This window comes from Salibacterium lacus, assembly GCF_042684865.1.
GTDB lineage: Bacteria > Bacillota > Bacilli > Bacillales > Marinococcaceae > Salibacterium > Salibacterium lacus.
On the sequence record NZ_JBHUML010000003.1, the window covers coordinates 295,839 to 320,898 of the forward strand.

A 25,060-nucleotide genomic window follows, 5' to 3' on the forward strand; every position below is an offset into this window, starting at 1 on the left:
CATCCTGCGGGGTCCCCGTGACTCGTGCTGTTCTGAGCAGGAGTCAAAGCATTTTGGCTCCGCTGCTATACAGCTTTTGATTAGTGACCCGGAACATTCGTGTTATCTGCCGCATCATGTGCTTTTGTCCCAAACTCTCTTCACTGGATATAATCATACTTCTGTCTTCTGGAAAAATTGCGGAAGCCATGATTTATGAGCTTCCATCATATCATCCACGATCTGTTTGGCCATCGAATCAGACGGCGTCAGTGGGTTGATGGCAAGAGCGAGAACCGCCTTTTCATAATCGCCGGTCACTGCAGCTTCCGCAGCGACCCGTTCAAACGATTTGATCTGCTGCACAAGGCCATGGACCTGTACCGGGAGCCCGCCGATGTGGAGCGGCTTCGGTCCCTGCTTTGTAATCACGCAGCTCACTTCCACGGCCGATTCTTCCGGGATACCGGCAATGGCACCGTTGTTCACGACGTTGACAGGCTGGATGTCACCACGGTCGGTATGGATCGATGTGATCAGACGCACAGCGGCGTCGGAGTAATAAGCGCCGCCCCGATCCTCAAGCTGCGGTGGTTTCACTGACAGATCCGGATCTTTGTACAGCTCGAACAATTCCGACTCCAGTTTCTGCACAACTTCAGCCCGTGTTCCCTCTTCTTCCGCTTTTTTAATATCCTTGGCAATCATTTCATCCGTTTTATAGTAGTAGTTATGGTACGGGCATGTGAGGACATTCAGAGAACGCAGGAATTCAGGTTCCCAGTTCATGCCGTCGATATTTTTCACGAAACTGCTTTGCCCCGGCTGGCTCAGCAGCTCAATGACACGGTCTTTCACATTTTCTCCGTCCAGAAACACGTCCAGTCCGTATACCATATGGTTAAGTCCGGCAAAGTCGATCCGCACTCTGGAATGATCCACATCGAGCAGCTTCGCGATTCCCATTTCCATCCCGATCGGCACGTTGCAGAGCCCGACCACTTTGGTAATGGAGGAATAACGGAGCACCGCCTCAGTCACCATTCCTGCCGGGTTGGTGAAATTAATGAGCCACGCGTCCGGACACAGTTCTTCCATGTCCCGGCATATGTCGAGAATAACCGGAATGGTCCGGAGTCCTTTAAACAAACCGCCCGCTCCATTTGTTTCCTGACCGAGCACCCCGTATTTCATGGGAATTCTTTCATCTTTGGCCCGTGCATCAAGCATACCGACACGGAGCTGCGTCGTGACAAAGTCCGCACCGCGCAGGGCTTCCGTGCGGTCGAGTGTCAAATGGACGTCAATCGGCAGTCCGGCTTTTTCTATCATACGCTTGGCGAGATTCCCGACAATCTCCAGTTTTTCCTGTCCTTCTTCTACATCAACAAGCCACAATTCCCTTACCGGCAGCTCGTCGTAATGCCTGATAAAACCTTCAACCAGCTCCGGGGTATAACTCGAACCTCCACCGATTGTTGCAATTTTGATTCCTTCGCTCATCGCGCAACACCTCCACCTTTATTAAATCATGGAGGAAAAACGCGGCATAGGTCATTTCTGCATTCTGTGCCGTTTCACACAGGTTGTGATTTGTTTTCCATAAGTAACAATGTGTTTTTTATATTCACTGCGGACTTGGGCAGTTTTCGACAGCGCAGGGGATGGATCGGCAGTGGAATAAAACACTTCATCTCTTACTTTCGTTCCGGAAGCACCATCCCCTGATACATTTTTACCGTCAGCCAGTAGTAAAGGAAATACAACACGACAAATACGAGCAGAGATACCCAGATCCGGTAATACGGCTCCAGTAGAATGAAAGAGAACATGTTCATGCCGATCAAAACGTGGGCCAGTCCGAGAAGAGCCGGAATCAAGAAGATGATAAACAATTCGCCTGCCACAGAACGCTTCAGAAGATCGCGGGAAACCCCGATATTCTGCAGCATCCGGTACCTCGGTACATCACCGGCCGCACCGGACAGTACTTTGAACATCAGACAGCTCGCCATCATCGCCAGAAACGCCACTCCGAGGAAAAATCCCATAAAGACCGTACCGGTGGCCAGAGTCTGATAACTTTCATACATCCCGTATTTACTTTGCGAGTAGTAGTTCTCTCCGTCTGCTGCTTCCATCTTTTGTTCTTTGATCTGGTCAAGCGCTGCAAATTGGTCGTGGTAAGCCATGAAGTCGTCTGATTTTCCGGCAAAAACGACTCCTTCTTCTGCATTGATGTTTTCATACAACGCACGGGAAACGATAAACGGCTGCTTCGTGAAATCGTACGCGATGCTGCTTTGAAGAAACTGTTTCCACTCCGAGCCGGAACCGCCGGCTGCTTTCACCTCGGCCAATGAATCTCTGTCTTCAGGCAGGTTTTTTTCCAGGGTTTTCACCTCATCTGAAGATATCCGCACCTGCGGGAGCTGATTTTTCAAATCTTCTTTCAAGTAAAAACTCTCATTCTCTGTCTGTTTATACCTGTACTGCAGGGTATCGGTGAACGTAATATCATCCAGAATCTCTTTTTCTTCCGGACCTGCATTGTGCACGACGGCATCATAGAAACCGGCCCGTTCCGCAAACACCGGAGCGTTATTTTTAAAAGCCATTCCTCCTGAAATCGCGCCGGCACCAAGGGCGATAAGCATCGCAGCTGTCGCGAGAAATTTCTTCAGGTTCTGCACCCGGAATGTGAGCTGGGACAGGGTGAACGCCCGAATCCCTTTCTCCTTCCACGTCCCTTTTTCCTTCACGGCTTTCAAAAGGACCGGCAGCAGCGAAGAAAACAACAGGTAAGTACCTAATGTGGTAAGAATGGCAGCCAAAAAGATGCCTGTCTCCCTCAGCTGCTCCATAAAAATCAAGGACAGCCACCCGCCGGTCAAACTAATAATACCAGCGCCCATCATCAGGATACGTTGCTTGGGGCGCGCCGGCATCCGGTCGGAGGTTGTGTGTGCGTGAACAAGCTCGAGCACTTGAACCCTCGACAGCTTGATATGATTCCACACCGCTGTCACCACAAACAGCAGCAGGAAAAACAGCAGCGTGACAACAAGAGACGGAAGATAAAACGAATGATACCCTTCGAGGCTTACATCCAGCTGCCCCATGACCGCCCTTGCTGTCACTCCGGAGAGCACGGTTCCGGCGGCTGTACCAATTACGAGCGCCACCACACCAATCAGGAGATTCTCCAGAAACATCAGCCGCTTCAAGTGGGATTTTTTCGCGCCCAGAAGCAGGAACATGCCGTATTCACGCTGCCGGAGCGAAAGCAGAAATGTGTTCGTATATAAGAGGTAGAAGAACGTGATCACAGCCAGCAGAAAAGAACCGACATGAAAAACAAGCTGCATCGAGCGGATCATAGCATTTTCACTGGTGAAATCCTGATTTAGAGCAAGCGTCTGAAACATATAGAATATCGCAATCGACATCACAAGCCCTGTAAGAAGAATAATATAGTCTTTACGTTTAGTCTTGATGCCGTTCCAGGCTAATTTGACAAGCATTGAGCCCTCCCCTTTCTTCTAAAGTTTTTTCTTCCCGGCTTCTGCCTGCTCATCGAGGATTTGTTTAAAAAATTCTTCCCGTGTCCCGGTTCTCTGCATTTCTTTGTACAATCGTCCATCTTCAAGGAATAAAATCCGTTCACAATAGCTCGCACTGAACGCGTCATGAGTAACCATCATCGTTGTGACATCGTAGGTTTCGTTTAAGTGCTGCAATGTCTCGAGAAGCCCTTTGGCATTGCCGGAATCAAGCGCACCGGTCGGCTCGTCGGCGAGGATCATACTGGGATGATGAACAAGGGCTCTTGCCGCTGCGGCGCGCTGTTTCTGTCCTCCTGAAATCGTAGCCGGGTACTTCGACAACGTATCTTCCATTCCCAGCATCCCGGCGGCACGGTGAACACTTTCCTTCACGCTTTCTCCTTTTTGATTTTGAAGAAACAGCGGCAGTGCGATATTTTCATAGACTGTCATATTTTCGAGCAGATTAAAATCCTGAAAAATAAACCCAAGTCTGCGGGCCCGGAAATCAGTAAGCTCTTTTTCTTTCATGTCTGTTATGTTGGTACCGGCAATCGTAATCTGTCCGCTCGATACCCGGTCCAGTGCAGCAATAGCTTGAAGAAGAGTCGTCTTACCAGATCCGGAAGCTCCCATCACACCGACAAACTCTCCTTCCTGTATGGAAAACGAGACATCATCGAGTGCCTGATACGCCGCTTCCGCGCGGCCGCCGTATACTTTGTTCACGTTGTTTACTTCTACAACAGGTAAAGTCATGTTCATCTCTCCTCATTTGTTCTACCTGTATTATTTTATGTGATACAAATGGTGTAGTAAAGCCTTCCTCTGTTTTATTTACGTAACAACATGTTTTTTCACCTGTATTATGATATGATATACGTATAGAAGAGGGAGGATGGCGCATGTTTACGAATGAAGAAATTGCCTCATTCAACGAGCTGGAAACCTCGTTGTATCAATACATTACAAAAAACATGGAAAAAGCAGCCTACATGCGTATCCGGGAATTGGCGGAGGTCACCCATGTTTCCACAACAACCATCCTGCGGTTCTGCCGTAAAAATGGATGTGAAGGCTTCTCGGAATTCAAAGTAAAGCTTAAAATGCATCTTGAGAACTCGGAAACCACTATCATCAAAGATTCCCGGCACGCGGTCAGTGAATTTTTCGAACGAACCCTGTCCGGAAACCTGGATGAACGCATTCAAAAAGCAGTAGACATTATCCATCCCGCCGACCATGTATTATTTATAGGTATTGGCAGTTCCGGTATCCTCGCGGAATACGGGGCGCGTTATTTTTCCAGCCTCGGGACGTTTTCGGTCTACATTAAAGACCCCTACTATCCGATACACACCCGCATGCTGGAACACAGTGTCACCATTGCCTTGTCTGTTTCCGGAGAAAATCGTTATACTACTGCCCACATTCATCAATTAAAAGAAAAAGGCAGCACGGTTATCGCTATTACCAATTCGAAGCATTCCACCATCGCCTCTATGGCGGACCTTACAATCCCATATTATGTCACCGAAGAGATGTACGAGGGAGCCAACATCACGACCCAGATTCCGGTTCTCTATCTACTGGAAACCACGGCCCGGGAAGTATATAAAAAAAAGCAGGCACATGACGTTTGAATGACAACAGCAGGGTAACAATGTGTCAAAATAAACACCCACTTTTGCACCTTGTGCCGGAGTGGGTTATTTTTTTCTGCATGAAGAATAAGATGAAAAGAGGAAAAAGTGTCCGTGAAAGGAGGCACATGTCATGCAGATACACGTTGTCCGCCCCGGAGAATCGTTATGGGGCATCGGCAGAATGTATAATGTGCCGTTTGAAACTATACGGGACGCCAATCAGATTCCGGAAGCATCGCGCCTTGTTGTCGGTCAGACGCTGGTTATTCCTTTTGAAGGGAGGCTGCACTGGGTGATGCCGGGCGAAAGTGTTTGGGAAATCAGCCAGCGGTACGGGGTTCCCTTCGATTACATTCTTCGTCTGAACAATTTGCCGCTGTCTGCCGTACTGCCTGCCGGTTTTCCCCTGTACATCGACCGGCCTGTGCCGATGAAACCCGTTGTGGATGTCGGGGCTTATTTAAACCCGGACATTACAGGGGATAATTCAACAGCTATGGTCAATGAAATCGGAGAATATCTTACCTACCTGCAGTTATTCAGTTATCACATGAACCGGGACGGCACACTGACTTCCATGGAGGACCAGGCCATCATTAATACTGCATATGAAAACAGGATTGTGCCCTTAATGGTAATCACAAATATTGAAGACGGAGCGTTCAGCACAGAACTTGCTTCGGAGGTGCTGCAAGATGAAGAGCGCCGGAACCGGCTGCTCGATGAAGCACTTGCCATTATGCAGGAAAAAGGGTTCCTTGGGATTGACTTTGACCTCGAGTATGTTGGCGCAAAGAATCGGGAAGCGTATAACGAGTTAATGCGCGAAGCCCGCGTCCGCCTGGACGAATACGGCTACCTGCTTTCGAGTGCACTTGCTCCGAAAGTGGAACCCGGGATGACCGGTGATTTGTATGAAGGGCATGATTACGCAGTACACGGAGAACTTGCTGATTTTGTTTTTCTCATGACGTACGAATGGGGATACTCCGGCGGGCCGCCACGCGCTGTCGCCCCGGTGGATCAGGTGCAGCGCGTAATTGAGTATGCCCTCACCCTTATCCCGTCGGATAAAATCATGCTCGGCATGCCGCTTTACGGCTACGACTGGACGCTTCCGTTTGTGCAGGGGGAAACGCAGGCCGAAGCAATCGACCATCAGCAGGCACTGCAGCTCGCGCTTCGGTATAATGCAGCAATCTCCTTTGACGAGACCGCGCAGTCCCCGTATTTCACCTATTATGACGAAACAGGCGCGCAGCATGAAGTCTGGTTTGAAGATGCGCGCACCGTGCAGGCAAAATTCAATATGATCAAAGAATACGGGCTGCGCGGCATGTTTTACTGGGTGCTCAGCTGGGAGTTCCCACAGAACTGGCTGTTGATCGAAGAAAATTTCACGGTGAATAAACGGTTATAGATACACGGCCGAGGAGGCAGTGGGATTATCGACAGTTCCGGACGGAAAGTGTCCGGTATATCCGTTTTGTAGACATTTTTCCTTCCTAATTGTCCGGTAAAATAAAGTTATAGACACTTTCCCCGCTCCGTGCACTGATTTTATCCCAAATCCCGCAGGTTACGGACAGTTTCATTCTGAAATTGTCCATAAAAAGAGCCCCGGTCTGCTGTCATCCAGACAGGCCGGGGCAATACTTACGATTTCTTATTCCGCTTCGGCAAAAACCTGTTCCACTTTCGGAGTCAGGTCATCCCAGTCGGCATCCATCGTCTTATTCACCGTTACAAAATCGTTGACGCCGAAAATATTGTCCACACCGTCAAGCTCCAGTAACGCCTGAGCGAGTTCGTGTTCGGTGTCGTCACCTTTTTTCAGCGACGTGCTTTTTTCAAACAAGTTCCGGTCTGCGGTAAACTTCATCGCATTCGGATTCGGCGTTGGTTCCGCCTGTACGTTAATAGCCATTATAGTCTCCTTTCGATCACACGCTTAACATCATGCTAATCTTTTTCTTATCATAACACTTTTTATAATGAATATTAAATAAGAATTGTCGTTTTCCCCAATATCTATGCTTGAAGCGTGTGCCACAGGCTATTGTCTCGTCCCATCCACAAATTGTACCGATTCCACCAAACTGGTCCCTTCTTCATCCAGTACATCAAATTCAAACTTACTGTCCGGTAGTTTATGCGGTTGATCCATGCCGATTTGCAGTGTGTATGCGCCGGAAGAAGAACCTTCACGGGAAATTTCTGCGCTTGCTGTACCTTTGAGCAAGCTGCCGTTTGCCGCCAAAAGAGAAATGGAAGAGAACAATACAGCAGGTTGAAACTTCCCTTCCGATTCCTTCACTTTCCCCATTCTGAAAGCATGCTCCCGTACTTCGGAGACCATAAGATGCTCTCCTCCCGGTGTTTGCATCCAGGCAGTGCTTTTTCTGATATCATCCTCTTCTACATGGGCTTCTACCGCCTGTTCGGCCGAGTCATAAACCGGGGCACCAGCTTCGAGCTTGGTGCCTTCCGTGAAAAAACCAGCCATAAGAAGAACAATGAATGCATAGGCAGTGATTCCTGCTGCGGCGGCGGTCCATTTTATGATACCTTTGTTTCTTTGTGTCATCTCTCTGTCCCCTCCTCCTTATTGCTCAACCGCAGCAAAAACGGATACACCGCACTGCAAAGAAGAAATGCACCAAGGAGTGCGCTGAACGTAACCGGCAGGGACAAGTCCAGAAAGGCAGGAAGCAGTACAGGAAGCGTGATGAGAAGGAGGAGCATCATCTGCATGTTTCGGCTCTGCCGGTCGGCATACTGCTTCGTTCCGCAATACGGACAGGGCTTCCCGTGCTCATAGAAATAAGACTCCTTCCAGTTCCATGTTTCACCGCAGGTTTGGCATTTCGGCACTTCCACCACCTCTTCCTCACAACTTTTACAATAATGATAAGATCAGCATCACCATTCTTAGAATTCTATGCCGTTATTTCTGTAACCTGCCTGCTCAATGAATATCTTCCTTTGTTTGTCTTTCTACCTTTCCATTGCCATGTCCTTATGAGTTGAAACCACCGTTTGACTACAGTACCGACCCTGCACATATGATAGAATAGGGGCACTTTCATATAAATCAGGTGGTCTTATCATGACTAACACCATAAAAAGACCCTGGCTCCTTGTCGTCACAATCGGCCTGGGCACTCTCTTAAATCCATTAAACTCCTCCATGATTTCGGTTGCGTTAACCCGGCTCCAGGACGAGTTTTCGCTTACTTTTGCGGCGGCTTCCTGGCTCGTCTCCATTTTTTACCTAACAAGCGCCGCCGCCCAGCCGGTCATGGGAAAGCTCGGGGATATGTTCGGAGCAAAGCGGTTATTTTTAAGCGGTCTGGCCGTTTCTGCATTGGCTTCCCTGCTTGCTGTTTTTTCGCCGAATCTGATGTTTCTGCTCATATGGCGGGCTCTTCAGGCTCTGGGTAGTTCCACGCTTTACCCCAGCGCCATGTTGATGATACGGGGGCATGTGACACAAGGCCAGGGGAAAGCACTGGCGGGGTTGTCACTGTTTGCAACGACATCTGCTGCATTCGGTCCTTCCATCGGAGGCTTTCTCATCTCCTGGTGGGACTGGCATGCCATATTTTTGATTAACTTCCCTTTTATCATCGTCTCTTTCAGCTTGTCCCTGTTTATTCTGCCGAACACCGGAAGCGGACGCATCGACCTCCGCCGAATTGATTTTTCAGGGATAGGGCTGTTCGCCGCAGCCATGGTCACCTTGATTCTCGGCCTGCTTTCGCTTGAAAAGGACCCCGACTGGTTTATGTTTGGGATCAGTGCTGTGACGGCGGTTGTGTTTTATTTGTATGAAAAAAGAAAACAGGAGCCTTTTATCGATGTTCTTACCTTAAAGAAAAACTACAACACTACGCTGGTTTATGCTCAGTTTATCTGCATCAGCCTTGTCTATTACACGTACTTCTTCGGGCTTCCTGCCTACCTGCAGCAGGTCCGCGGATTGGACGAACAAAAGACAGGACTTGTTATGCTTTCCCTCGCCGGCATGGGAATCATTATTGCACCGCTCACCGGAAAACTCGTCGACCGCTTTGGTGCCAAGGTTCCGCTCCTTCTGGGCGCGGGCACACTGACCGCAGGTACGGTCTTGATCCTCACGTTCCACAATCACTCTCCGCTTGGATGGCTGATTGCGATCATGATCATACTTGGTATGAGCAGCGGTTTTAACAATATCTCCATGCAGCGGGCACTGTTTGAACAGGTTCGTGCCGAAGACACAGGCTCCGCCTCCGGTCTTTTCCAGACGAGCCGTTACCTCGGTGCTATTCTGTCTTCCAGCGTTCTCGGCATCTTTTTCACCGGAGCTATGACGATCGATCAGCTCCATAAGGTCGCGGTGGTTTCTCTTATCTTTTGCGCTGTTGTCACAGGACTTTCGATAAGAATTCCGGGGAGAAACCAAAGGCCGGCCGTTTCCTCGTAATGTGTTTACAGCGATGCGTATCTTACGTTTTCAAGGACACTGCTTCGGGTATGTCAGCACTATTGTTAAACATACGAAGATCTTACTCTTTCACAAAAGGAGCCCTGCAATGATTTTACGATTTGGTTATGTATCCCATGCGTTATCACTCTGGAACGCCTCTCCTGCCGGAACGATGACATACAAAAACTGGTCTTCCATGAAGGAGCCGGACCGGACGGAGAAACTCCACCGCATCACCCGCAGCAATCTCGAGAATACGATCCGGGCCCTTCATTTCAATATCGCCCATCGTATTCCGCTGTACCGTTTCTCGTCATCTCTTGTGCCGCTGGCGACCCATCCGGAAGTGGAATGGGATTATATCACGCCGTTCCGGGATCTTTATGAAGAAATCGGAAGACTGGTCAAAACCCATCAGCTGCGCACCAGCTTTCATCCCAACCAGTTCACTCTGTTCACAAGCGATAAAGGTCAGGTGACCGACAACGCTGTGACTGACATGAATTATCATTACCGTGTGCTGGAAGCGATGGGCCTTTCGGATGAAGCTTATATCAATCTTCATGTCGGCGGGGCGTACGGACATAAAAAGACCGCAGTCGATCGCTTCCACGAAAACATCAAGAAGGTGCCTGCCGCCGTAAAAGAACAGATGACTCTCGAAAACGATGATAAAACGTATACAGCCTCTGAAGTGCTGAATATATGCGAAACCCAGAACCTCCCCATGATGTTTGATTATCATCACTATGAGGCTAATAAAACGATGGAAGAATCACTCTACGACATTCTCCCCCGTTTTTTCGCCACGTGGGAAAATCGGAATGTACCACCGAAAATCCATCTTTCCTCCCCCAGGTCGGACGAGGAATTCCGAAGCCACGCGGACTTCGTCGATCCCTCATTTGTCCAGCCGTTTCTGCAGGCGCTGAAACGGTGCGGGCGGGACGTGGATGTCATGATTGAAGCCAAGGAGAAAGACCGGGCCATGCTGCAGCTCGTGGAAGACTTAACATTCATACGGGGCGTCAAGCGGATGGATGAGGGAATATTGGAATGGTAATTCCCTCATCCCCCTCTTTTCCATTCTTCCTGCAGCATGCTGTAGACGATAACGTCAAGATGCGTCCCGTTCACCCGCTCCGCTCCCCGGAGCTGTCCTTCCTCCTGAAACCCAAGGAGGGCGGGAACAGCGCGGCTTTTCTCATTGGCTTTTGCGGCTTTGATTTCAACCCGGTGCAGATCCAGCTCATCGAACGCATGCGCCAGTAACGCCCGGCACGATGTCGTGACCAGGCCGCGTTTTTCAAAGGGCGGGGCTATCCAGTAACCAATGCTCGCTGCCCGGTTGACCTCATCGATATAATGAAAACCAATAACCCCGGCCAGGTCACCATGATGTCGGATTCCCGCCTGCCAGCCGTTGCCGTCCGCGAACTGCTGCATCGCCGAACGGATAAAAGCTTTCGTGTCGGCAGACGTTGTCGTATGCTCCACCCAGGGCAGCCATGTCTTCAACTCTTCAGCATATTTCCGGGTTAGAGAAAACAATGCCTCGGTATCGCTCCTATCGAGCATTTTCAACGTAGTGCCTTCATCCACCTGATATAAAAACATCCACCAGTCCCTCCTGCCTTCTTTATTTTCACGATCATACCACAGCGGACTGGTTTCTTACACTTCCTCCGGTACATATGTTACATTTAATAAACACAAGACGTGGAAGGTTGTGACGAACTAGTGAATGATATGGCAAGAGAAACGATTATACGCGAAGTCGTTGGTGAAATATACGATGCGTTTCCGAATCTTTTGGAGGACCTTGAAGAACAGGAAAGTGAACAGGAGCTGGAGAGACTGCAGCAGGAAAATGCGTACCATCTCGATAACCTCGAAGCGACATACGAGATGGACAATATTGAATTCTTCCTGAACTATACCGAATGGCTTGATAATGTCCTCACCAGCCGCAACGTGGACCGCTACATGATTATCGATAATTTTGAACGGCTGCAACGCCTTATTCCAGGCCATGTGGAAGAAGAAGAAGAAGGAGCTTACGTGATGTATCTGGAGTCTGCGATTGATTTACTGAAAGAACGCCAGGATGACGGAGATGACGAGGCTGACGGAGAAGAAGCGTGGTAGAATAAAATACATCGTTAAAAAACGGAGCGGGATGAATGTCCGCTCCGTCTTTTATTTGTTTTATGCCCACTTCTTTTATTGATTTTCCATCCAGTCCAGCGTGTTGGAAATAAAGACAGAGAACTGGGCGCGGGTTGTATCATTTCCCGGGCGGAAGGTATCATCCTGGTAGCCGCTTGCAAGTCCCGCGGAAACAACAGCATGGATACCGTCATGCGCCCAGTAATCGGACGAAATATCCGTGAAAGATGCATCCGACCCTTGAGCTTCAAAACCGAACGCCCGCTCGAGAACAACAGCCATCTGAGCCCGGGTCAGCGTATCATTCGGGTTAAACTCATCACCGTGGCCCATCATGATTCCTTCATCTGCTACAGTGTCGATGTAGGCTTTGCCGTAATACTCCGAGCTGATGTCATCAAAACCGGCATCCGGACGGTTGTCCGTTGAAAGGTCCATCGCTCCTGTGATGATTTTCGCCGCCTGCACCCGTTTGATCGGATCATTCGGGCGGAACGTTCCGTCCATGTAGCCTTTGATAATATTTTCATTTGTCAGATGACTGATTTCATTCACCGCCCAGAAGTCCGCGTTTATATCGGAATACATATCTACGGCACTTGGGTTCATCGGATCCTGAGGTTCTTCCGGTTCTTCTGATCCATCATTTTCTTCTTCCTGAGCAAACATTTCCGGCATCTGCGTCACAATCGCACCGGATAGGGCTGTGCCAATGGTGGACATGCGCTCGCCGCCTTCATCAAAAGAGTTGTACGCCATCTCATAGTCTTCCATCACATACGACTCCACAACATCGATCACGTCCTGCTCATGGGCATTCAGCACCGATTCCGCCGTGTCGGCCGGGAGGTTGCCTTCTGTTGCTGTTTCCAGAAACATCCCCAGTTCCTCCGGAAAGTCCATCAGAAGACTGTCTGTTACTTCTTCCTTCTGCATGTCATCATTATTTTCGATGGCATTGCCAAGACCTGATGTATCTTCGTACTGGCTGGAGAAGATCTCTTCAAACTGAGCCGCTCCTTCTTCCCCGTAAATGGATTCAACAGCTGTCACCATTTCGCCGGCATTGGCTTCAAGCTGTTCACTTGCAGCTTCGGCACCATCGGCATTCTGAGACTCCTGCACGGCCGTCAGCACCTGATAGTCAAAATGAAGGCCGAGCAGCTGGTTGAAGGAAGCTCTGAGGTCAGCGGCCGGTGTCATCGCTTCGGTATGATTAAACATCTCCGGCATCTGCGTTACAATACCGCTGGATAGGGCGCCGCCGATCGTGTACATCTGTTTGTAGCCTTCATCGTAAGCAGCGTAGGCTTCTTCATAATCTCCGTTCACGAAATGCTTTGCTGTATTGATAACGTCCTGCTCATGAGCACGTAGCGCTTGTTCGGCTGTATCGGCTGGAAGATTGCCTTCAGTCGCCGTGCCGAGAAATCCGCCAAGTTCGGACGGGAAGTCATTCAGCAGCTGGTCCTTCACTTCTTCTCTCTCATCCATGTTTCCATTGCGGAGCGCCATGCCGAGTTCCGAACTGTCTTCGTACTGGGAAGCAAAGATATCTGCAAACTGGGAAGCTCCCTCTTCTCCGTAAATGGATTCTATCGCTGTTGTGATTTGCTGCGCGTTATCTTCCAACTTCTCTCTCACCAGCTCTGCGTCGTCCGCCTGCTTGTACACTTTTACCGCAGTCAGCACCTGATATTCAAAGTGCGAAGCCAGCAGCTGACTTAGATTTGCTCTCAAGTCCACGGCCGAGGTGGATACCGTCGGCTCCATCATGTCTTTTGATTCACTGTTGTCCGCTGCCATCGCCGCAGACGGCACCAGCATGGACGCAGCCAGCGATACTGTAAGTATTCGTTTCCCTTTCATCATCAAACACTCCTTTTTGATTTGTTATACAGGGAAACGAAACAGATCAGCATTTGGATCACTATGTGACGAAATTTTTTATAAACATTTTATTATTGTACGACTGATGGTGGTAAGCACCTTCTCTTCTACGAATATTCCGTTCGATACACAATGCTCTTTCTTTTAAATAATCAGTATCTAAAAGGTTAAAAGCAGCAAAAATGTGGAATTCTTTTTAAAGAATATTTAAAAAAGAAGGTGTTGGAATGACGCATAGACAGATACCGGGAGAAAAGGGGCTGGATCACACCCTTGATTTATTAGCGGAAGGATTTCATTTTGTCCCGAACCGGCGTGACCATTTACAGTCTAATATCTTTCAGACCCGGGTGATGGGAAAAAAGGCAATCTGTCTGAGCGGGCAGGAAGCAGCACGCGTTTTTTATGACAATCGTTTTTTTAAACGGAAAGGGGCGGCTCCCAAACGTATTCTGAAGACGTTGTTCGGACAAAACGGCGTGCAGGGCATGGACGGTGAGGACCATAAACACCGGAAACGGATGTTTTTGTCGCTGATGACCCCCGACCGTCTCCAGGAGCTTCAGACCATCACCCAAAGGCTTTGGAGACAGAAAGCTGAAGAATGGGAGAGGGCTGAACGAGTTATCCTTTTCGAAGAAGCAGAGGAGATTATGTGCCGTGCGGCCTGTGAATGGGCTGGCGTGCCGCTTCCCGAAGATGAAGTAAAACAGCGCACGACTGAGTTCAGCCGCATGATTGATGCCTTCGGAGGTACAGGTGCCCGTCACAAAGAAGGAAAAAGAGCCCGGGAACGTTCCGAGAAATGGATCCAGCAGGTCATCAAGCAGGTACGCTCCCGTGAACTGCAGCCGCCACCTTATACAGCGGCTTATCTCATCGCGATGCACACAGAGAGAAACGGACGGAAAATGGATACCGCCACTGCCGCGGTGGAACTGATCAATGTACTGCGGCCGATTGTTGCGATTGGGCGCTTTATTATGTTTGGTGCCCTGGCTCTTCATGAACATCCGGACGTCGAAGAAAAACTGCGCAGGACGCACGGGGAGTACGCCCGCATGTTTGTCCAGGAAGTCCGCCGTTACTACCCATTCGCTCCGTTTACGGGTGCTGTTGTCCGCAAAGACTTTCTCTGGAATGGATATCAATTGAAAAAAGGCACGCTTGTTATCATGGATATTTACGGCACGAACCACCATCCAGATCTCTGGGAAGACCCTGAGATGTTTCGTCCGGAACGGTTCCGGGACTGGAAAGGTCATCCGTTCTCCTTTATCCCGCAAGGTGGCAGCGATCATTATACCGGCCATCGCTGCGCGGGAGAATGGATTACCGTCATGCTCATGAAAACAAGCATGGAGTTTTTAACCGGACAAATAACATATCAGGTGCCGGCGCAGGACTTGCGTTATGATATGGCACGGATGCCGACGCTTCTGAACAGCGGCTTTGTTATCGAAAATGTCAAAGTTATTTAGGGAGTATCTTCTGTGACGACCATAACCGCCATGCCGTCATGCCCTTTTTCGCCGACAGTCTGGAAAGCGGTCGCGCTTACACGAGGATCTTCTGCTGCCAGCTCAAAAAAGCGCCGTATGCCGGTATTGCCGGCACTTTCCCGCTTCGCATCCGCCACTGCGCCGCGGCGGACGACATTATCACAGACAATCACCGTGCCTTTTTGGGATAAGCGGAGCGCCCACTCGAAATACGACGGCGTGTTCTCCTTATCTGCATCGATGAAAATAAAATCAAACGTATCGTTTTCAAGGTCCGGCAGCGTATCCAGTGCCGGCCCCTCCCTCAGTTCAATCAGGTGGTCCAACCCGGCTCGTTGAAAATGGGAACGGGCGGTGGCGGCATGATGAGCATCCGCCTCCAAAGTAACCAGTCTTCCGTCCGCGGGGAGCGCACCAGCCATCCATAATGTGCTGTAGCCGCCCAGCGTGCCGATTTCAAGAATGTTTTCCGCCCCGCACATCTGGGCATAGAGTTGCAGCAGTTTTCCCTGGTTCGGGGCGACTTCAATGGAAGGCAGTCCCTCCTCTGCACTCCGCCGTCGGACGGCTTCCATTTCTACATCTCCAATGTCGAGTGCTTCTGTCAGATAGCGGTCAATGACTTTCCACTCTTCCCGTGATGACATGGTACACATCCACCTTCCTGTTGATAACATAAAAACATCCTATTAACATAAATCGGAAATAATCGGAACAGATCATTCTCATTTGTCTCTAAAAAAGAAGAGAAACAAGTCTTAAGGCATACGCTGCGCTAACCGGCGGTCAAAGACCTTTGTCGTTTCCTGCAGTGCCTGTTCGAGTTCGCTCGGGACATGCTCGAGCGGATGGGCGGCGTTGAATGTATGCGTTCCTCCTTCGATGATGGCAAGGGAATGCTGAGCAGCTGTTTTCTCCATCTTTTCAGCCCCTTCCTGGAGCCACTCCCCATCTGCACCCCCCTGCACGATATGAACCGGCGTTTCCATCCCTTTCAGTGCAGTAGTTATATCCAGTCTTTCTTTGTTTGCCTCTATATCATCCAGCAGGTTTTCCTTCAGCGGCATATCCTGGTTGGTCCGTTTGTTGGCAATATAACCAACGCTCTCCGACCGGATTGTCTGCTTCAGATCTCCGCTGAGAAAATCGACATCTGCGACGCCGTTCCAGGTGACCACCGCTTTGACTTCGGGGTGTTCGGAAGCAAAAATAATGCTCGTTGCACCGCCGCGGCTGTGCCCGACGATACCGACACGCTCCATATCAAACGCATCCGAGTACGGAAGGCGTTGATCAGCTGCTTCCTGCAGCAGTGCCTCCAGATCCTGCAGTTCCCGGGTATACGTGTTCACTGCAAATTTCTCCAGCTCATCAAAGTCTTCCTCATCCACTCCGTTGCAGGAAAAGTTGAAACGAACCGCGTAATAACCGCTTGCTGCCAGTTCATGCGCAGTATGCGGGAAGAAGTTCCAGTCTTTGTGTCCTTTAAATCCGTGGCAGATAATAACGACGGGCCGTTTTGTTTGTTCTGCTGGAGCATGGACGTCTCCGCGGACAAACAGATTATTTCCAAGGTCGATCGTAAACGACTGCTGCTCGGTGGGTGTCATCGTTCATCTCCTCCTTTTCTGTATCGTATCATATATTTTTTTCATCCTCTGCCAGTGCTCAAGGAAAAAAGGAAGATACGACATGAAACTACCAAGAAGAACCCCCGTTTCTGCAAATCCATTCTACAACTTGAGAGCGGAACAATGATAACAGCTGAAACGTTTCTATTTTCTTCTCCCAGTTACGTTCAGCCAGTCCGCATGTACGATAAACGTCGTTATGAAGTGTTCTAAGTTGCGTTTGACTGACGATGCAACAGGGCAAACTGTCTTATGAACCATTCATGCTTGCGTTTACGGTATTTTTGCTCCCCCATTTGGCCGTGGGGGACAAAACCCTTATTATATAAAAAATGCCGAACGATTTTAAGAAATCGTTCGGCATTTTTCGTTCTTAAACGAAACCGCTGCGCCGAAAATCTTCGCTTTCACTCCAGAGCACAAGGGCGACATCGATTCGCTGGGGCTCATAGTATCTTCTTTGCCGCGGGCAGCGCCTGAAGCTTGTTTCCTGAAGGAAGATCGGTTAAGTTCGGCACATCCTGCCGGGCACCGATCTAACTCCCGACACGAGCGCCTCCGTTTGATGGGATCTTCGGCTGCTACTTCGACGAACAGGCTGTTCTAGCATCGGTGTCCGCCACAGGGCGTGACCGCTTTTAGCCGATGTACCTTCAAATGTCGCCGCCTTCCGCTTCTGCCCGGGGTGAGTTTTCTATATTACTGAAAAGGAATTGCATGTTTTGATACAGCCCCGTTCTACCTAAAGGATCTGTTGCTTTGTAAGGCGAAATCCAAAAAAGACGCCTGCATTAGTAATGAAGTAGACGTCTTTTTACACTTTCGTTGTGCTTGTGTTTCATCTTCACTCGAACAGTTCACTACCCCTACGAAACAGAGTGCACTGTGAACCTATGCCTGCTGGTATGCCCCTGTTCGTTTTAAAACTTTTTCAATAGTTTGATTCAAAGCCTCTTTGCTGGGCTTTAAAATTTCCATAGGATTATATAATTCTCTCTCTTCCATGAGTTTATGACGCAATGCGTTGGACCATGCAATATTCAACTCGGTATTATAATTGATTTTGGCGTGGCCGTAAGATATCGTATGTTCCAGTTCATCATTTGAAATACCAGATGCACCGTGAAGCACAAAAGGAATATTAATCGTTTTTCTCAATTCTTTCATTTGGGAAAATCCCAAATTCGGTTCACCCTGGTATTTACCATGTACAGATCCAAGGGCTGGAGCCAGGCTGTCGATATCTGTTTCATCAGCAAGCCGAATACATTCATTCTGATCTGCATAAAGTAGTTCACTCGATATTCCATCTTCACTACCGCCGACACTTCCTACTTCTGCCTCGACGGTTACATCATTTGCATGAGCGTATTCTACTACTTTCTGTGTATACGCTATGTTGTCTTCGATTGGCATCTTTGAACCATCAAACATGACAGAGTCATAACCTGCATCGATTGCCGCATAACACCGCTCTACTGCCTGACCATGGTCCAGATGCAAAACAGCGGGTACTGTTATTCCGAGCTCCTCTTTCATAACATGAAAACTGTGAGCAATCAGACGAAAGCCTCCCAGCTGGTCGACAATTTTATCGGTGGTGCCTACAATAACCGGGGCACGGCATTTTTCTGCAGTTTTCAGTATTGCTTCCATCCATATTAAACCATTCATATTGAATTGTGGGACGGCGTATTTTTTTTCAAACGCTTCATCAAGTATATTATACATTTTATCACCCAATTTCCCGATTAACTTTTACCGGTCTTTGTGTATCCAAAGATTCCTGGCAGGCTTGCGCGATGCGCTGCGCCATGATGCCATCCTTAAATGAAACACTTGCTTCTCTGCCTTCCAGAATACAATTAATGAACTGATTGGTTTCAACAATAAAAGAGTCATTGTATCGTTCCAGAAAAAAATGCAGAGGTAGATCCGCTTCTACGGTTTGATTATGGTAGTATTTCAAGTTTGTCGAAGTTTCATTATCAGCTACCAGAGCTCCGCTGTTACCGAATACCTCTATACGCTGGTCATAACCGTACACAGCTTCTCTGCTGTTATCGATGACTCCCAATGCTCCATTTTCAAAGGTCAGTGTTATTACTGCTGTATCGATGTCACCCTTCTCTCCAATAGCTGGATCCACCAAATTCGCACCGCGGGCAGATACTTCCACTATTTCAGAACCGGATAGATACCTGGCCATATCAAAATCGTGTATGGACATATCCATAAATAATCCGCCGGAAGACTGTATATAGTCTGGATGAGGGGGATTGGGATCTCTTGAAGTAATTTTTAGAATATGCATATCCCCTATTTTCTGGTCCGACACTCTACTTCTCATTTCAGAAAAGTTTTTATCAAAACGCCGGTTGAAGCCTATTTGAAAAATAACTCCCCCTTGTTTCACTCTTTCATAGGCCTCAAGTGTTTCATCCTCACTGAAACTAATTGGCTTTTCACAAAAAATATGCTTTTTCTTATCGGCGGCTTTTTTTATCAAATCTGCATGTGTGCTCGTTGGCGAGCATATAAATATCGTATTGATCTCCTCATCTTCCAAAATGTCTTCATAATTGGTTGTAATTTCTTCCACTCCGCTCGTTTGAAACCATTCGTGAAGATAATCAGCGTACAGATCCGAAACCATTTTCAATCTCACATCAGGATTCCTTTTCAGATTGTTCATATGGAGTTCACCAATGCGGCCGGCCCCAATAACTCCTACTACTGCTTTATCCATCATTCATTTCTCCTTTACTTTGCTAATACAAGTGGTGAGAATACCGTATACATAACAACAACAGTTAGTAAAATCAAAGCACCAATCCATTTAGAATGCTTCCATGGCGTTAAATCGGTTTTGCTGGTATACTTATCAAATTCGAAATCCAGCTTTTCAGGCCTGGCCACACTAAAGATGTAGATAATAGCCAAGTCAACGAAGAACAGCACACTCCAAACGTACAGATAATATATTTCCGGGATGAGTACTTTCGATAACGAATACGTGATAACATGAAACACAAACGCTGCTTTTGCTCCAAAAGCTGAGGTTTTCTTAGAGTAAAACCCTATCAGAATAATCGCAAGAAGCGGCATGCTGTACAAGCCGTTGAATTCCTGAATAACAGCAAACAGTCCTTGCGGGAACAATGAAATAAAAGGAGCGATCGCAGTTACCATAACACCGATTACTATAGTTAAAGTACGTCCCATCCTCGCTGTCTGCCGGTTATCAGCCTGTTTATTTATGATAGGTTTATAGAAATCAAGACTGAACAATGTAACGGTAGCGTTCAGCGATCCTATAAAAGAGCCCATAATCGCTCCAAATACAACAGCTCCAAAAATACCGTAGGTCCAGGAAGGAAGCAATTCATTCACCAACGCCGGATAGGCCAGGTCCATTTCCATACCGCCGCCAAACAAGTTGTATGCAATAATCCCGGGCAGCACTAAAAAAGGCTCCACACACTTTAAAAAATCCAACCAACATTGTGCCTTTCTGTGCTTCCTTTAAATCCTTCGCCGCCAGGGCTTTTTGCACAATCATCTGGTTTGTGCACGAGAAGTATAAGTTATTGAAAAGCATCCCAAAGAAAAGCGTCGGCCATGGAACAATATCTGAATTTATATCTCCCCATGCATTTAATTTATTAGAGGATTGTGTAACAAAGCGGTCAACACCATTGAGAAAGTTATTGTCTCTTATGGTAATAAACCCTAACACCGTAATAGCCAGTCCTCCTACGATAAGCCCTACTCCATAAATAGCATCGCTGTGAGCAATCAATGATAGACCGCCGGCAAACAGGTATATAACACCAATCAAACCGATGCAGGAAGAAATTATAACAGCGGAAGTCATAGAACTTACACCAAGATATTCTTCAATATTAAAAATATTATTAAAGATCAGTGATCCTGAATAAAGTACTACTGGCATGAAACTTACCACGTAAGTAAACATAAACAGTATGGACACAATGCGTTTTGTCGTTGTATCGTGACGAGCTTCAATAAAGTCAAATATGGTGTTCACACCATATTTTAAATATTTAGTGAGGAAAACCCAGGCACATAAGACAATAGCTATCGCTGCCGTCACTTCCCACGCCATAACCTCCATGCCAGCGACATAACTCTGTCCATTCTGCCCAACAAGTTATTCCGTTGACAGATTGGTCATGATAATGGACATACCAACTGTCGTGTCTACGGGAGATCTTCCACCGAGAAAATATCCTTCTGTATCTTTTTTTGTCCACGTTTTTACTTTTAGTGGAAGCATAAAAGTAAAGAGCCAGTAAAATGAGGACAAAGCTTAAGATCGAAAACCAATTCAATTATGCTCCTCCCTTCACTTCCAAACTATCAATATACTTCTTAGCCTTTAATGCATATTCATACGCATTATACTTCGCTGGGTCCTGCTCAGCTTCTACTATCACCCATCCGTAATAATCATGTTCACGCAAGTAATCCATAATCGGGTGAAAATCGATATATCCGTCACCAGGAACCGTGAATACTCCTTTTTTAACAGCTGAGAGAAAGCAGTCTTTCTTCTGGATGATTTCATCTGCTATATCACGTCTGACATCTTTGAAATGAACATGCTTAATCCGTTTAAAATATCGTTTCAATATATACAGCGGGTCTTCTCCAGAAAGCGCCAGATGCCCAGTATCATAAAGTAGACTTACTTTAGATGGATCTGTTTCCTCCATAAGTTGAATGATTTCCTCTGTCGTTTGGATACCAGTCCCCATATGGTGATGATAAACAATGGACATGTTTTTTTCTCCAGCTAACTCCCCTAAACGTTGCAGTCCATCTATTAAGCGCTTCCATTTTTCTATAGAAAAAACTGGCTTCTCTTCAAACAACGGAAGGTCTTCTTTTTGGATACTCTTTCCCTGCTCAGAAACAACAATTACTTTGGCTCCCAGTGCATGGAGGAAATCCCTGTGTTTAATAAATTCTGTTTCGACTTCCTCAAACTGCTTTGTAGTTAGAAACGAGCTGAACCATGCACTTGCCGTCCGAAGATTTCTTAAATCCAGATACTCCTTCAACATATCTGCATTTTCAGGATATTTATTTCCTATTTCTGTCCCTTCATATCCCGCCAGTGCCATTTCACTGATGCATTGTTCAAACGTGTTTTCTTTTCCCAGTTCAGGTATATCATCATTGGTCCATGCTATTGGTGCACATCCCAGCTGAATGGATCCCATCTCAACATCACCTTTCATATTGGATTTCAACGAGTCTCTCTTCTTCCAATGACGTCTGGCAGGCTGCTGCAACCTCTGTACTCCGCAGTCCGTTCCAGGCGTTGACTTCCGGTTTTTTATTTTCCCGGATACATCGAACAAATTCTTCTATCTCTTTCACATACGATTCTCTAAATCGTTCGGCAAAGTTTTGTAAAGTCGGGCGGATCACACCATTATTATCAAAAACTGTCACTTTATTTTTATCCGGCGTAGCAGCAATACGCAGCATCCCCTTTGTCCCTATCACTTCCGTTTCGACATGATATCCATGATTAGCTGTACGACCCGCGGCTACAAAAGCAATAGCTCCATTTTCAAGCTTCATTGTGGCGGTTCCAATATCTACTTCGTTAAGTTCAGATAATGAGGGTGCTGCCTTATTGTTCCCCATCGCCCACACTTGTTTTATTTCAGAACCAGTGTACCAGCGGATAATATCTATATCATGAATGCTCATGTCTGAAAAAATACCCCCGCTGATATTTTTTGCAGCGTACTTCACAAAGGAATCCAGTCCTTCTATGGGATCAAGTCCATATGATCGGATAATAGATATTTCGCCGATTTCTCCTCTATCAATCATATCCTTGGCATACATATAATCAGCATCATATATTCTCATAAACCCCAAGTGAAAAACCTTATTACTTTGCTCTATAACCGGCATCATATTTCTTATTTCATTGATATCCAACCCAATAGGTTTTTCACAGAAAACATGAAGGTTTTCTTTAATCCTTTATAGATATGATCAGGATGAAAACCCGAAGGAGTGACGATGCATACCGCATCCAGTTCTTCGTTTTGAATCATGTCCTCATACGCTGTATAAGTATAAGGAATACTATATTTTTCCTTAGTCTGTTGATTTACGGTCTTATCCAAATTTGAAACAGCCGTTAATTCTACACCCTTCAAACCGGCAATATTGTGAGCATGGATCAGACCGAGCCGGCCTAACCCTGCTACACCTATTTTGATTGTATCCACATGTGACCCCTCTTTAAGTTCTTAATATTGTCTGGCACGACTTCTCATCTCTTTTACCTCTTCGAGTTTTTGCATTACATTTGGATTGTTTGAATGTTCTGCAATACCTACATTCCAAAAATCTTCATACCCGTCGGTCATTGTTTTAGGAAGTACCTTGATTTGGATGAGCGTGGATTTTTCACTGTTTTCCGCCTGTTTCAACGCCTGCTCAAGCTCCGCATTATTTTTGGCTGTGAATGTATTCATTCCATATCCCGCTGCGACTGCAGCATAGTCAATATTCAATACTGCTCCGTCTTCCCCGGTAAATTCCGTGCAGAAACTGTCACTGCCATGTCCCATTTGAAGGTTATTGATGCAACCATACCCTGCATTATCAAATAAGATAATATTTAATTTCATGTTATATTGAAGAGCTGTCACAAGTTCAGAGTGAAGCATTAAAAAGCTTCCATCCCCGACCATGCTGTATACTTCTGTATCAGGGTGTGCTAATTTCACTCCCAGGCCTCCGGCAATTTCATATCCCATAGCAGAGTATCCATACTCGACGTGATACGTGTTCTCAACAGTTGGGTTCCAAATGCGGTGCATATCACCCGGAAGTGAACCAGCAGATGTTACGACGTAGCTTGACGGATCGACAGTTTCGTTTACTTTGATTAACGCGGTTGACTGAGCGTAAGAGGTCTCCAACGTTTCTGCATACTTTTTTAACTGCTCACGACTCAATGAATCAGAGACTTCAGGTTGATAATAATCATCATCCAGATTCACTTGAATGCCAGCTAACCGCTTTCTTTCCGTATCCCATTCGTTTTTGTATTCCATCAATTCACCACTAAAAGCACTCTCATAGTCATCCAGCATATTGTGCAGCTTTTGAATCGATACTTTCGCATCACCAACAAGTTGTGCGGCTTCCATCTTATATGTCTGCATCCGGCTCACATTAATATTAATAAACGACGCTTCCTCAAAGTTAAATGCCGTCTTGGAGGATGTAACAAAGTCGGTATAGCGCGTCCCAACTCCTATAATGACATCTGCCTGCTGTGCCGCTTTATTCGCTGCCAGGGTTCCGGTTACTCCAACCCCGCCCAGATTATATGGATGACTGCTGGACACCGTGGATTTTCCAGCCTGTGTTTCAACAATTCCTATACCACGCTCACGTGAAAAGGCAGCAATCTCCTCGCCTGCCAGTGAATATTTTGCCCCTCCACCAACAACTATTAAAGGTTTGTCAGCCTTTTTCAGAGTCGACGCAGCGCGAAGTACCGCATCGTCAGAGGGGAGAACGCGATCTATATAGTGCACACGTTTGTTGAAAAACGCAGCATCAAACTCAAATGCTTCTCCCTCCACATCCTGCGCGATAGACAATGTCACAGGTCCTGCCGTTTCAGGGTTTGTCAGTACTTCAAATGCTCTAAGAAGAGCGCTCATTAACTGTTCAGGACGCTCAACTCTATCCCAGTAACGGGATACAGGTTTTAAGGCATCGTTCGTTGTGATTTTTTGACTGTGGTGCTGTTCAATCTGCTGAAGCACGGGGTCAGGCTGACGGTTGGCAAATGTATCTGCAGGCAGAAACAGTACAGGTAAATTGTTCGCTAATGCCGTTGCACCTGCTGTTACCAAGTTCGCAGATCCCGGGCCTATGGATGTAGTAACCGCAAAAATCTTTCTACGAAAATTTTCTTTTGCAAATGCTGCCGCTGCCTGCGCCATTCCCTGTTCATTTTTTCCCTGAATGACTTTGAGATCTCCGGCTTCTTCCTGCATGGCCTGACCTATCCCGAGTACATTTCCGTGTCCAAAAATATTGAATATTCCTTCAACAAATGGCGTTTCTTCACCGTCAAAATGAATATATTGGTTCCTTAAAAATTTAACAAGTGCCTGGGAAGTAGTTAACTTTATGGTCTTTGACATACCGC

General features: G+C 47.1%; 22 protein-coding genes and 1 pseudogene. 6 read left to right on the forward strand and 17 right to left on the reverse strand.

Translation table 11 applies throughout. The features are described 5' to 3' along the window. Positions 1-153 precede the first annotated feature (153 nt). From ACFSUB_RS11940 to ACFSUB_RS11950, 3 genes are all read right to left on the reverse strand, one after another. Positions 154-1,482: a 6-phospho-beta-glucosidase gene (locus ACFSUB_RS11940; protein WP_380713483.1), complete on the reverse strand. Its 1,329-nt coding sequence runs from the start codon at positions 1,480-1,482 to the stop codon at positions 154-156. A 194-nt stretch (positions 1,483-1,676) separates the two neighbouring features. After that, positions 1,677-3,503, reverse strand: coding sequence for an FtsX-like permease family protein (locus tag ACFSUB_RS11945; RefSeq protein ID WP_380713484.1), 1,827 nt, complete (start codon positions 3,501-3,503; stop codon positions 1,677-1,679). 18 nt (positions 3,504-3,521) lie between these two features. Beyond that, positions 3,522-4,283, reverse strand: coding sequence for an ABC transporter ATP-binding protein (locus ACFSUB_RS11950; protein ID WP_380713485.1), 762 nt, complete (start codon positions 4,281-4,283; stop codon positions 3,522-3,524). Positions 4,284-4,429: 146 nt separating this feature from the next. On the opposite strand from ACFSUB_RS11950, the gene ACFSUB_RS11955 reads away from it, so the two are divergent. Next, positions 4,430-5,167, forward strand: coding sequence for a MurR/RpiR family transcriptional regulator (locus ACFSUB_RS11955; protein ID WP_380713486.1), 738 nt, complete (start codon positions 4,430-4,432; stop codon positions 5,165-5,167). A gap of 133 nt (positions 5,168-5,300) precedes the next feature. Then, positions 5,301-6,590: a glycosyl hydrolase family 18 protein gene (locus ACFSUB_RS11960; RefSeq protein ID WP_380713487.1), complete on the forward strand. Its 1,290-nt coding sequence runs from the start codon at positions 5,301-5,303 to the stop codon at positions 6,588-6,590. Between the two features lie 246 nt (positions 6,591-6,836). Here the strand turns inward: ACFSUB_RS11960 and ACFSUB_RS11965 are convergent, their stop codons facing one another. The 3 genes from ACFSUB_RS11965 to ACFSUB_RS11975 form a co-directional block, all read right to left on the reverse strand. Beyond that, on the reverse strand, positions 6,837-7,097 hold the full coding sequence (locus tag ACFSUB_RS11965) for a NifU N-terminal domain-containing protein (RefSeq protein ID WP_090924997.1): 261 nt from the start codon (positions 7,095-7,097) through the stop codon (positions 6,837-6,839). Positions 7,098-7,226: 129 nt separating this feature from the next. Further along, positions 7,227-7,757 (reverse strand): hypothetical protein, encoded by a 531-nt coding sequence (locus ACFSUB_RS11970; RefSeq protein ID WP_380713488.1) that lies wholly within the window; start codon positions 7,755-7,757, stop codon positions 7,227-7,229. Then, a complete protein-coding gene (locus ACFSUB_RS11975; RefSeq protein ID WP_380713489.1) occupies positions 7,754-8,044 on the reverse strand; it encodes a TIGR04104 family putative zinc finger protein in 291 nt (96 codons plus the stop codon). Before ACFSUB_RS11975 ends, ACFSUB_RS11970 begins: the two co-directional genes overlap by 4 nt. 235 nt (positions 8,045-8,279) lie before the next feature. Between ACFSUB_RS11975 and ACFSUB_RS11980 the strand changes: the two genes are divergently transcribed. Further along, positions 8,280-9,638 (forward strand): MFS transporter, encoded by a 1,359-nt coding sequence (locus tag ACFSUB_RS11980; RefSeq protein ID WP_380713490.1) that lies wholly within the window; start codon positions 8,280-8,282, stop codon positions 9,636-9,638. 109 nt (positions 9,639-9,747) lie between these two features. Beyond that, complete coding sequence (gene uvsE, locus ACFSUB_RS11985) at positions 9,748-10,704, forward strand: UV DNA damage repair endonuclease UvsE (protein ID WP_380713491.1); 957 nt, start codon at positions 9,748-9,750, stop codon at positions 10,702-10,704. 5 nt (positions 10,705-10,709) lie between these two features. Here uvsE and ACFSUB_RS11990 read toward each other — a convergent pair whose 3' ends face one another. Beyond that, positions 10,710-11,258 (reverse strand): GNAT family N-acetyltransferase, encoded by a 549-nt coding sequence (locus ACFSUB_RS11990; protein WP_380713492.1) that lies wholly within the window; start codon positions 11,256-11,258, stop codon positions 10,710-10,712. Positions 11,259-11,390: 132 nt separating this feature from the next. Here ACFSUB_RS11990 and ACFSUB_RS11995 point away from each other — a divergent pair, with 132 nt between their 5' ends. Beyond that, positions 11,391-11,789 carry a hypothetical protein gene (locus ACFSUB_RS11995; protein WP_380713652.1) on the forward strand — a complete coding sequence of 133 codons (399 nt, stop codon included), beginning with the start codon at positions 11,391-11,393 and terminating at the stop codon, positions 11,787-11,789. Positions 11,790-11,864: 75 nt separating this feature from the next. Here ACFSUB_RS11995 and ACFSUB_RS12000 read toward each other — a convergent pair whose 3' ends face one another. Beyond that, on the reverse strand, positions 11,865-13,682 hold the full coding sequence (locus ACFSUB_RS12000; RefSeq protein ID WP_380713493.1) for an S-layer homology domain-containing protein: 1,818 nt from the start codon (positions 13,680-13,682) through the stop codon (positions 11,865-11,867). A 245-nt stretch (positions 13,683-13,927) separates the two neighbouring features. Between ACFSUB_RS12000 and ACFSUB_RS12005 the strand changes: the two genes are divergently transcribed. Next, positions 13,928-15,181 (forward strand): cytochrome P450, encoded by a 1,254-nt coding sequence (locus tag ACFSUB_RS12005; RefSeq protein ID WP_380713494.1) that lies wholly within the window; start codon positions 13,928-13,930, stop codon positions 15,179-15,181. Here the strand turns inward: ACFSUB_RS12005 and ACFSUB_RS12010 are convergent. The 9 genes and pseudogenes from ACFSUB_RS12010 to iolD all read right to left on the reverse strand — a co-directional run bounded on the left by ACFSUB_RS12010 (position 15,178) and on the right by iolD (position 25,055). Then, positions 15,178-15,849: an O-methyltransferase gene (locus tag ACFSUB_RS12010; RefSeq protein WP_380713495.1), complete on the reverse strand. Its 672-nt coding sequence runs from the start codon at positions 15,847-15,849 to the stop codon at positions 15,178-15,180. The two genes, ACFSUB_RS12005 and ACFSUB_RS12010, sit on opposite strands and share 4 nt — an antisense overlap. A 111-nt stretch (positions 15,850-15,960) precedes the next feature. After that, the gene (locus ACFSUB_RS12015) at positions 15,961-16,812 is read right to left on the reverse strand and encodes an alpha/beta hydrolase family protein (protein ID WP_380713496.1); all 852 of its coding nucleotides are present in this window, start codon (positions 16,810-16,812) and stop codon (positions 15,961-15,963) included. A gap of 912 nt (positions 16,813-17,724) precedes the next feature. Next, positions 17,725-18,564, reverse strand: a complete 840-nt coding sequence (locus tag ACFSUB_RS12020) for a class II fructose-bisphosphate aldolase (protein WP_380713497.1) — start codon at positions 18,562-18,564, stop codon at positions 17,725-17,727. Between the two features lie 4 nt (positions 18,565-18,568). After that, complete coding sequence (iolG, locus tag ACFSUB_RS12025) at positions 18,569-19,582, reverse strand: inositol 2-dehydrogenase (protein WP_380713653.1); 1,014 nt, start codon at positions 19,580-19,582, stop codon at positions 18,569-18,571. 14 nt (positions 19,583-19,596) lie between these two features. Then, positions 19,597-21,188: pseudogene (locus ACFSUB_RS12030) on the reverse strand (solute:sodium symporter family transporter). Continuing rightward, positions 21,189-22,082: a myo-inosose-2 dehydratase gene (gene iolE / locus ACFSUB_RS12035; RefSeq protein WP_380713654.1), complete on the reverse strand. Its 894-nt coding sequence runs from the start codon at positions 22,080-22,082 to the stop codon at positions 21,189-21,191. It abuts the pseudogene before it with no gap. A 7-nt stretch (positions 22,083-22,089) separates the two neighbouring features. Next, complete coding sequence (locus ACFSUB_RS12040) at positions 22,090-22,818, reverse strand: Gfo/Idh/MocA family protein (protein ID WP_380713498.1); 729 nt, start codon at positions 22,816-22,818, stop codon at positions 22,090-22,092. Further along, on the reverse strand, positions 22,800-23,114 hold the full coding sequence (locus ACFSUB_RS12045) for a Gfo/Idh/MocA family protein (protein ID WP_380713499.1): 315 nt from the start codon (positions 23,112-23,114) through the stop codon (positions 22,800-22,802). The genes ACFSUB_RS12040 and ACFSUB_RS12045 overlap by 19 nt, the downstream gene beginning before the upstream one ends. A 21-nt stretch (positions 23,115-23,135) precedes the next feature. Continuing rightward, entirely contained in the window at positions 23,136-25,055 is a 1,920-nt protein-coding gene (gene iolD / locus ACFSUB_RS12050; protein WP_380713501.1) for a 3D-(3,5/4)-trihydroxycyclohexane-1,2-dione acylhydrolase (decyclizing), read from the reverse strand. Between the last annotated feature and the right edge of the window lie 5 nt (positions 25,056-25,060).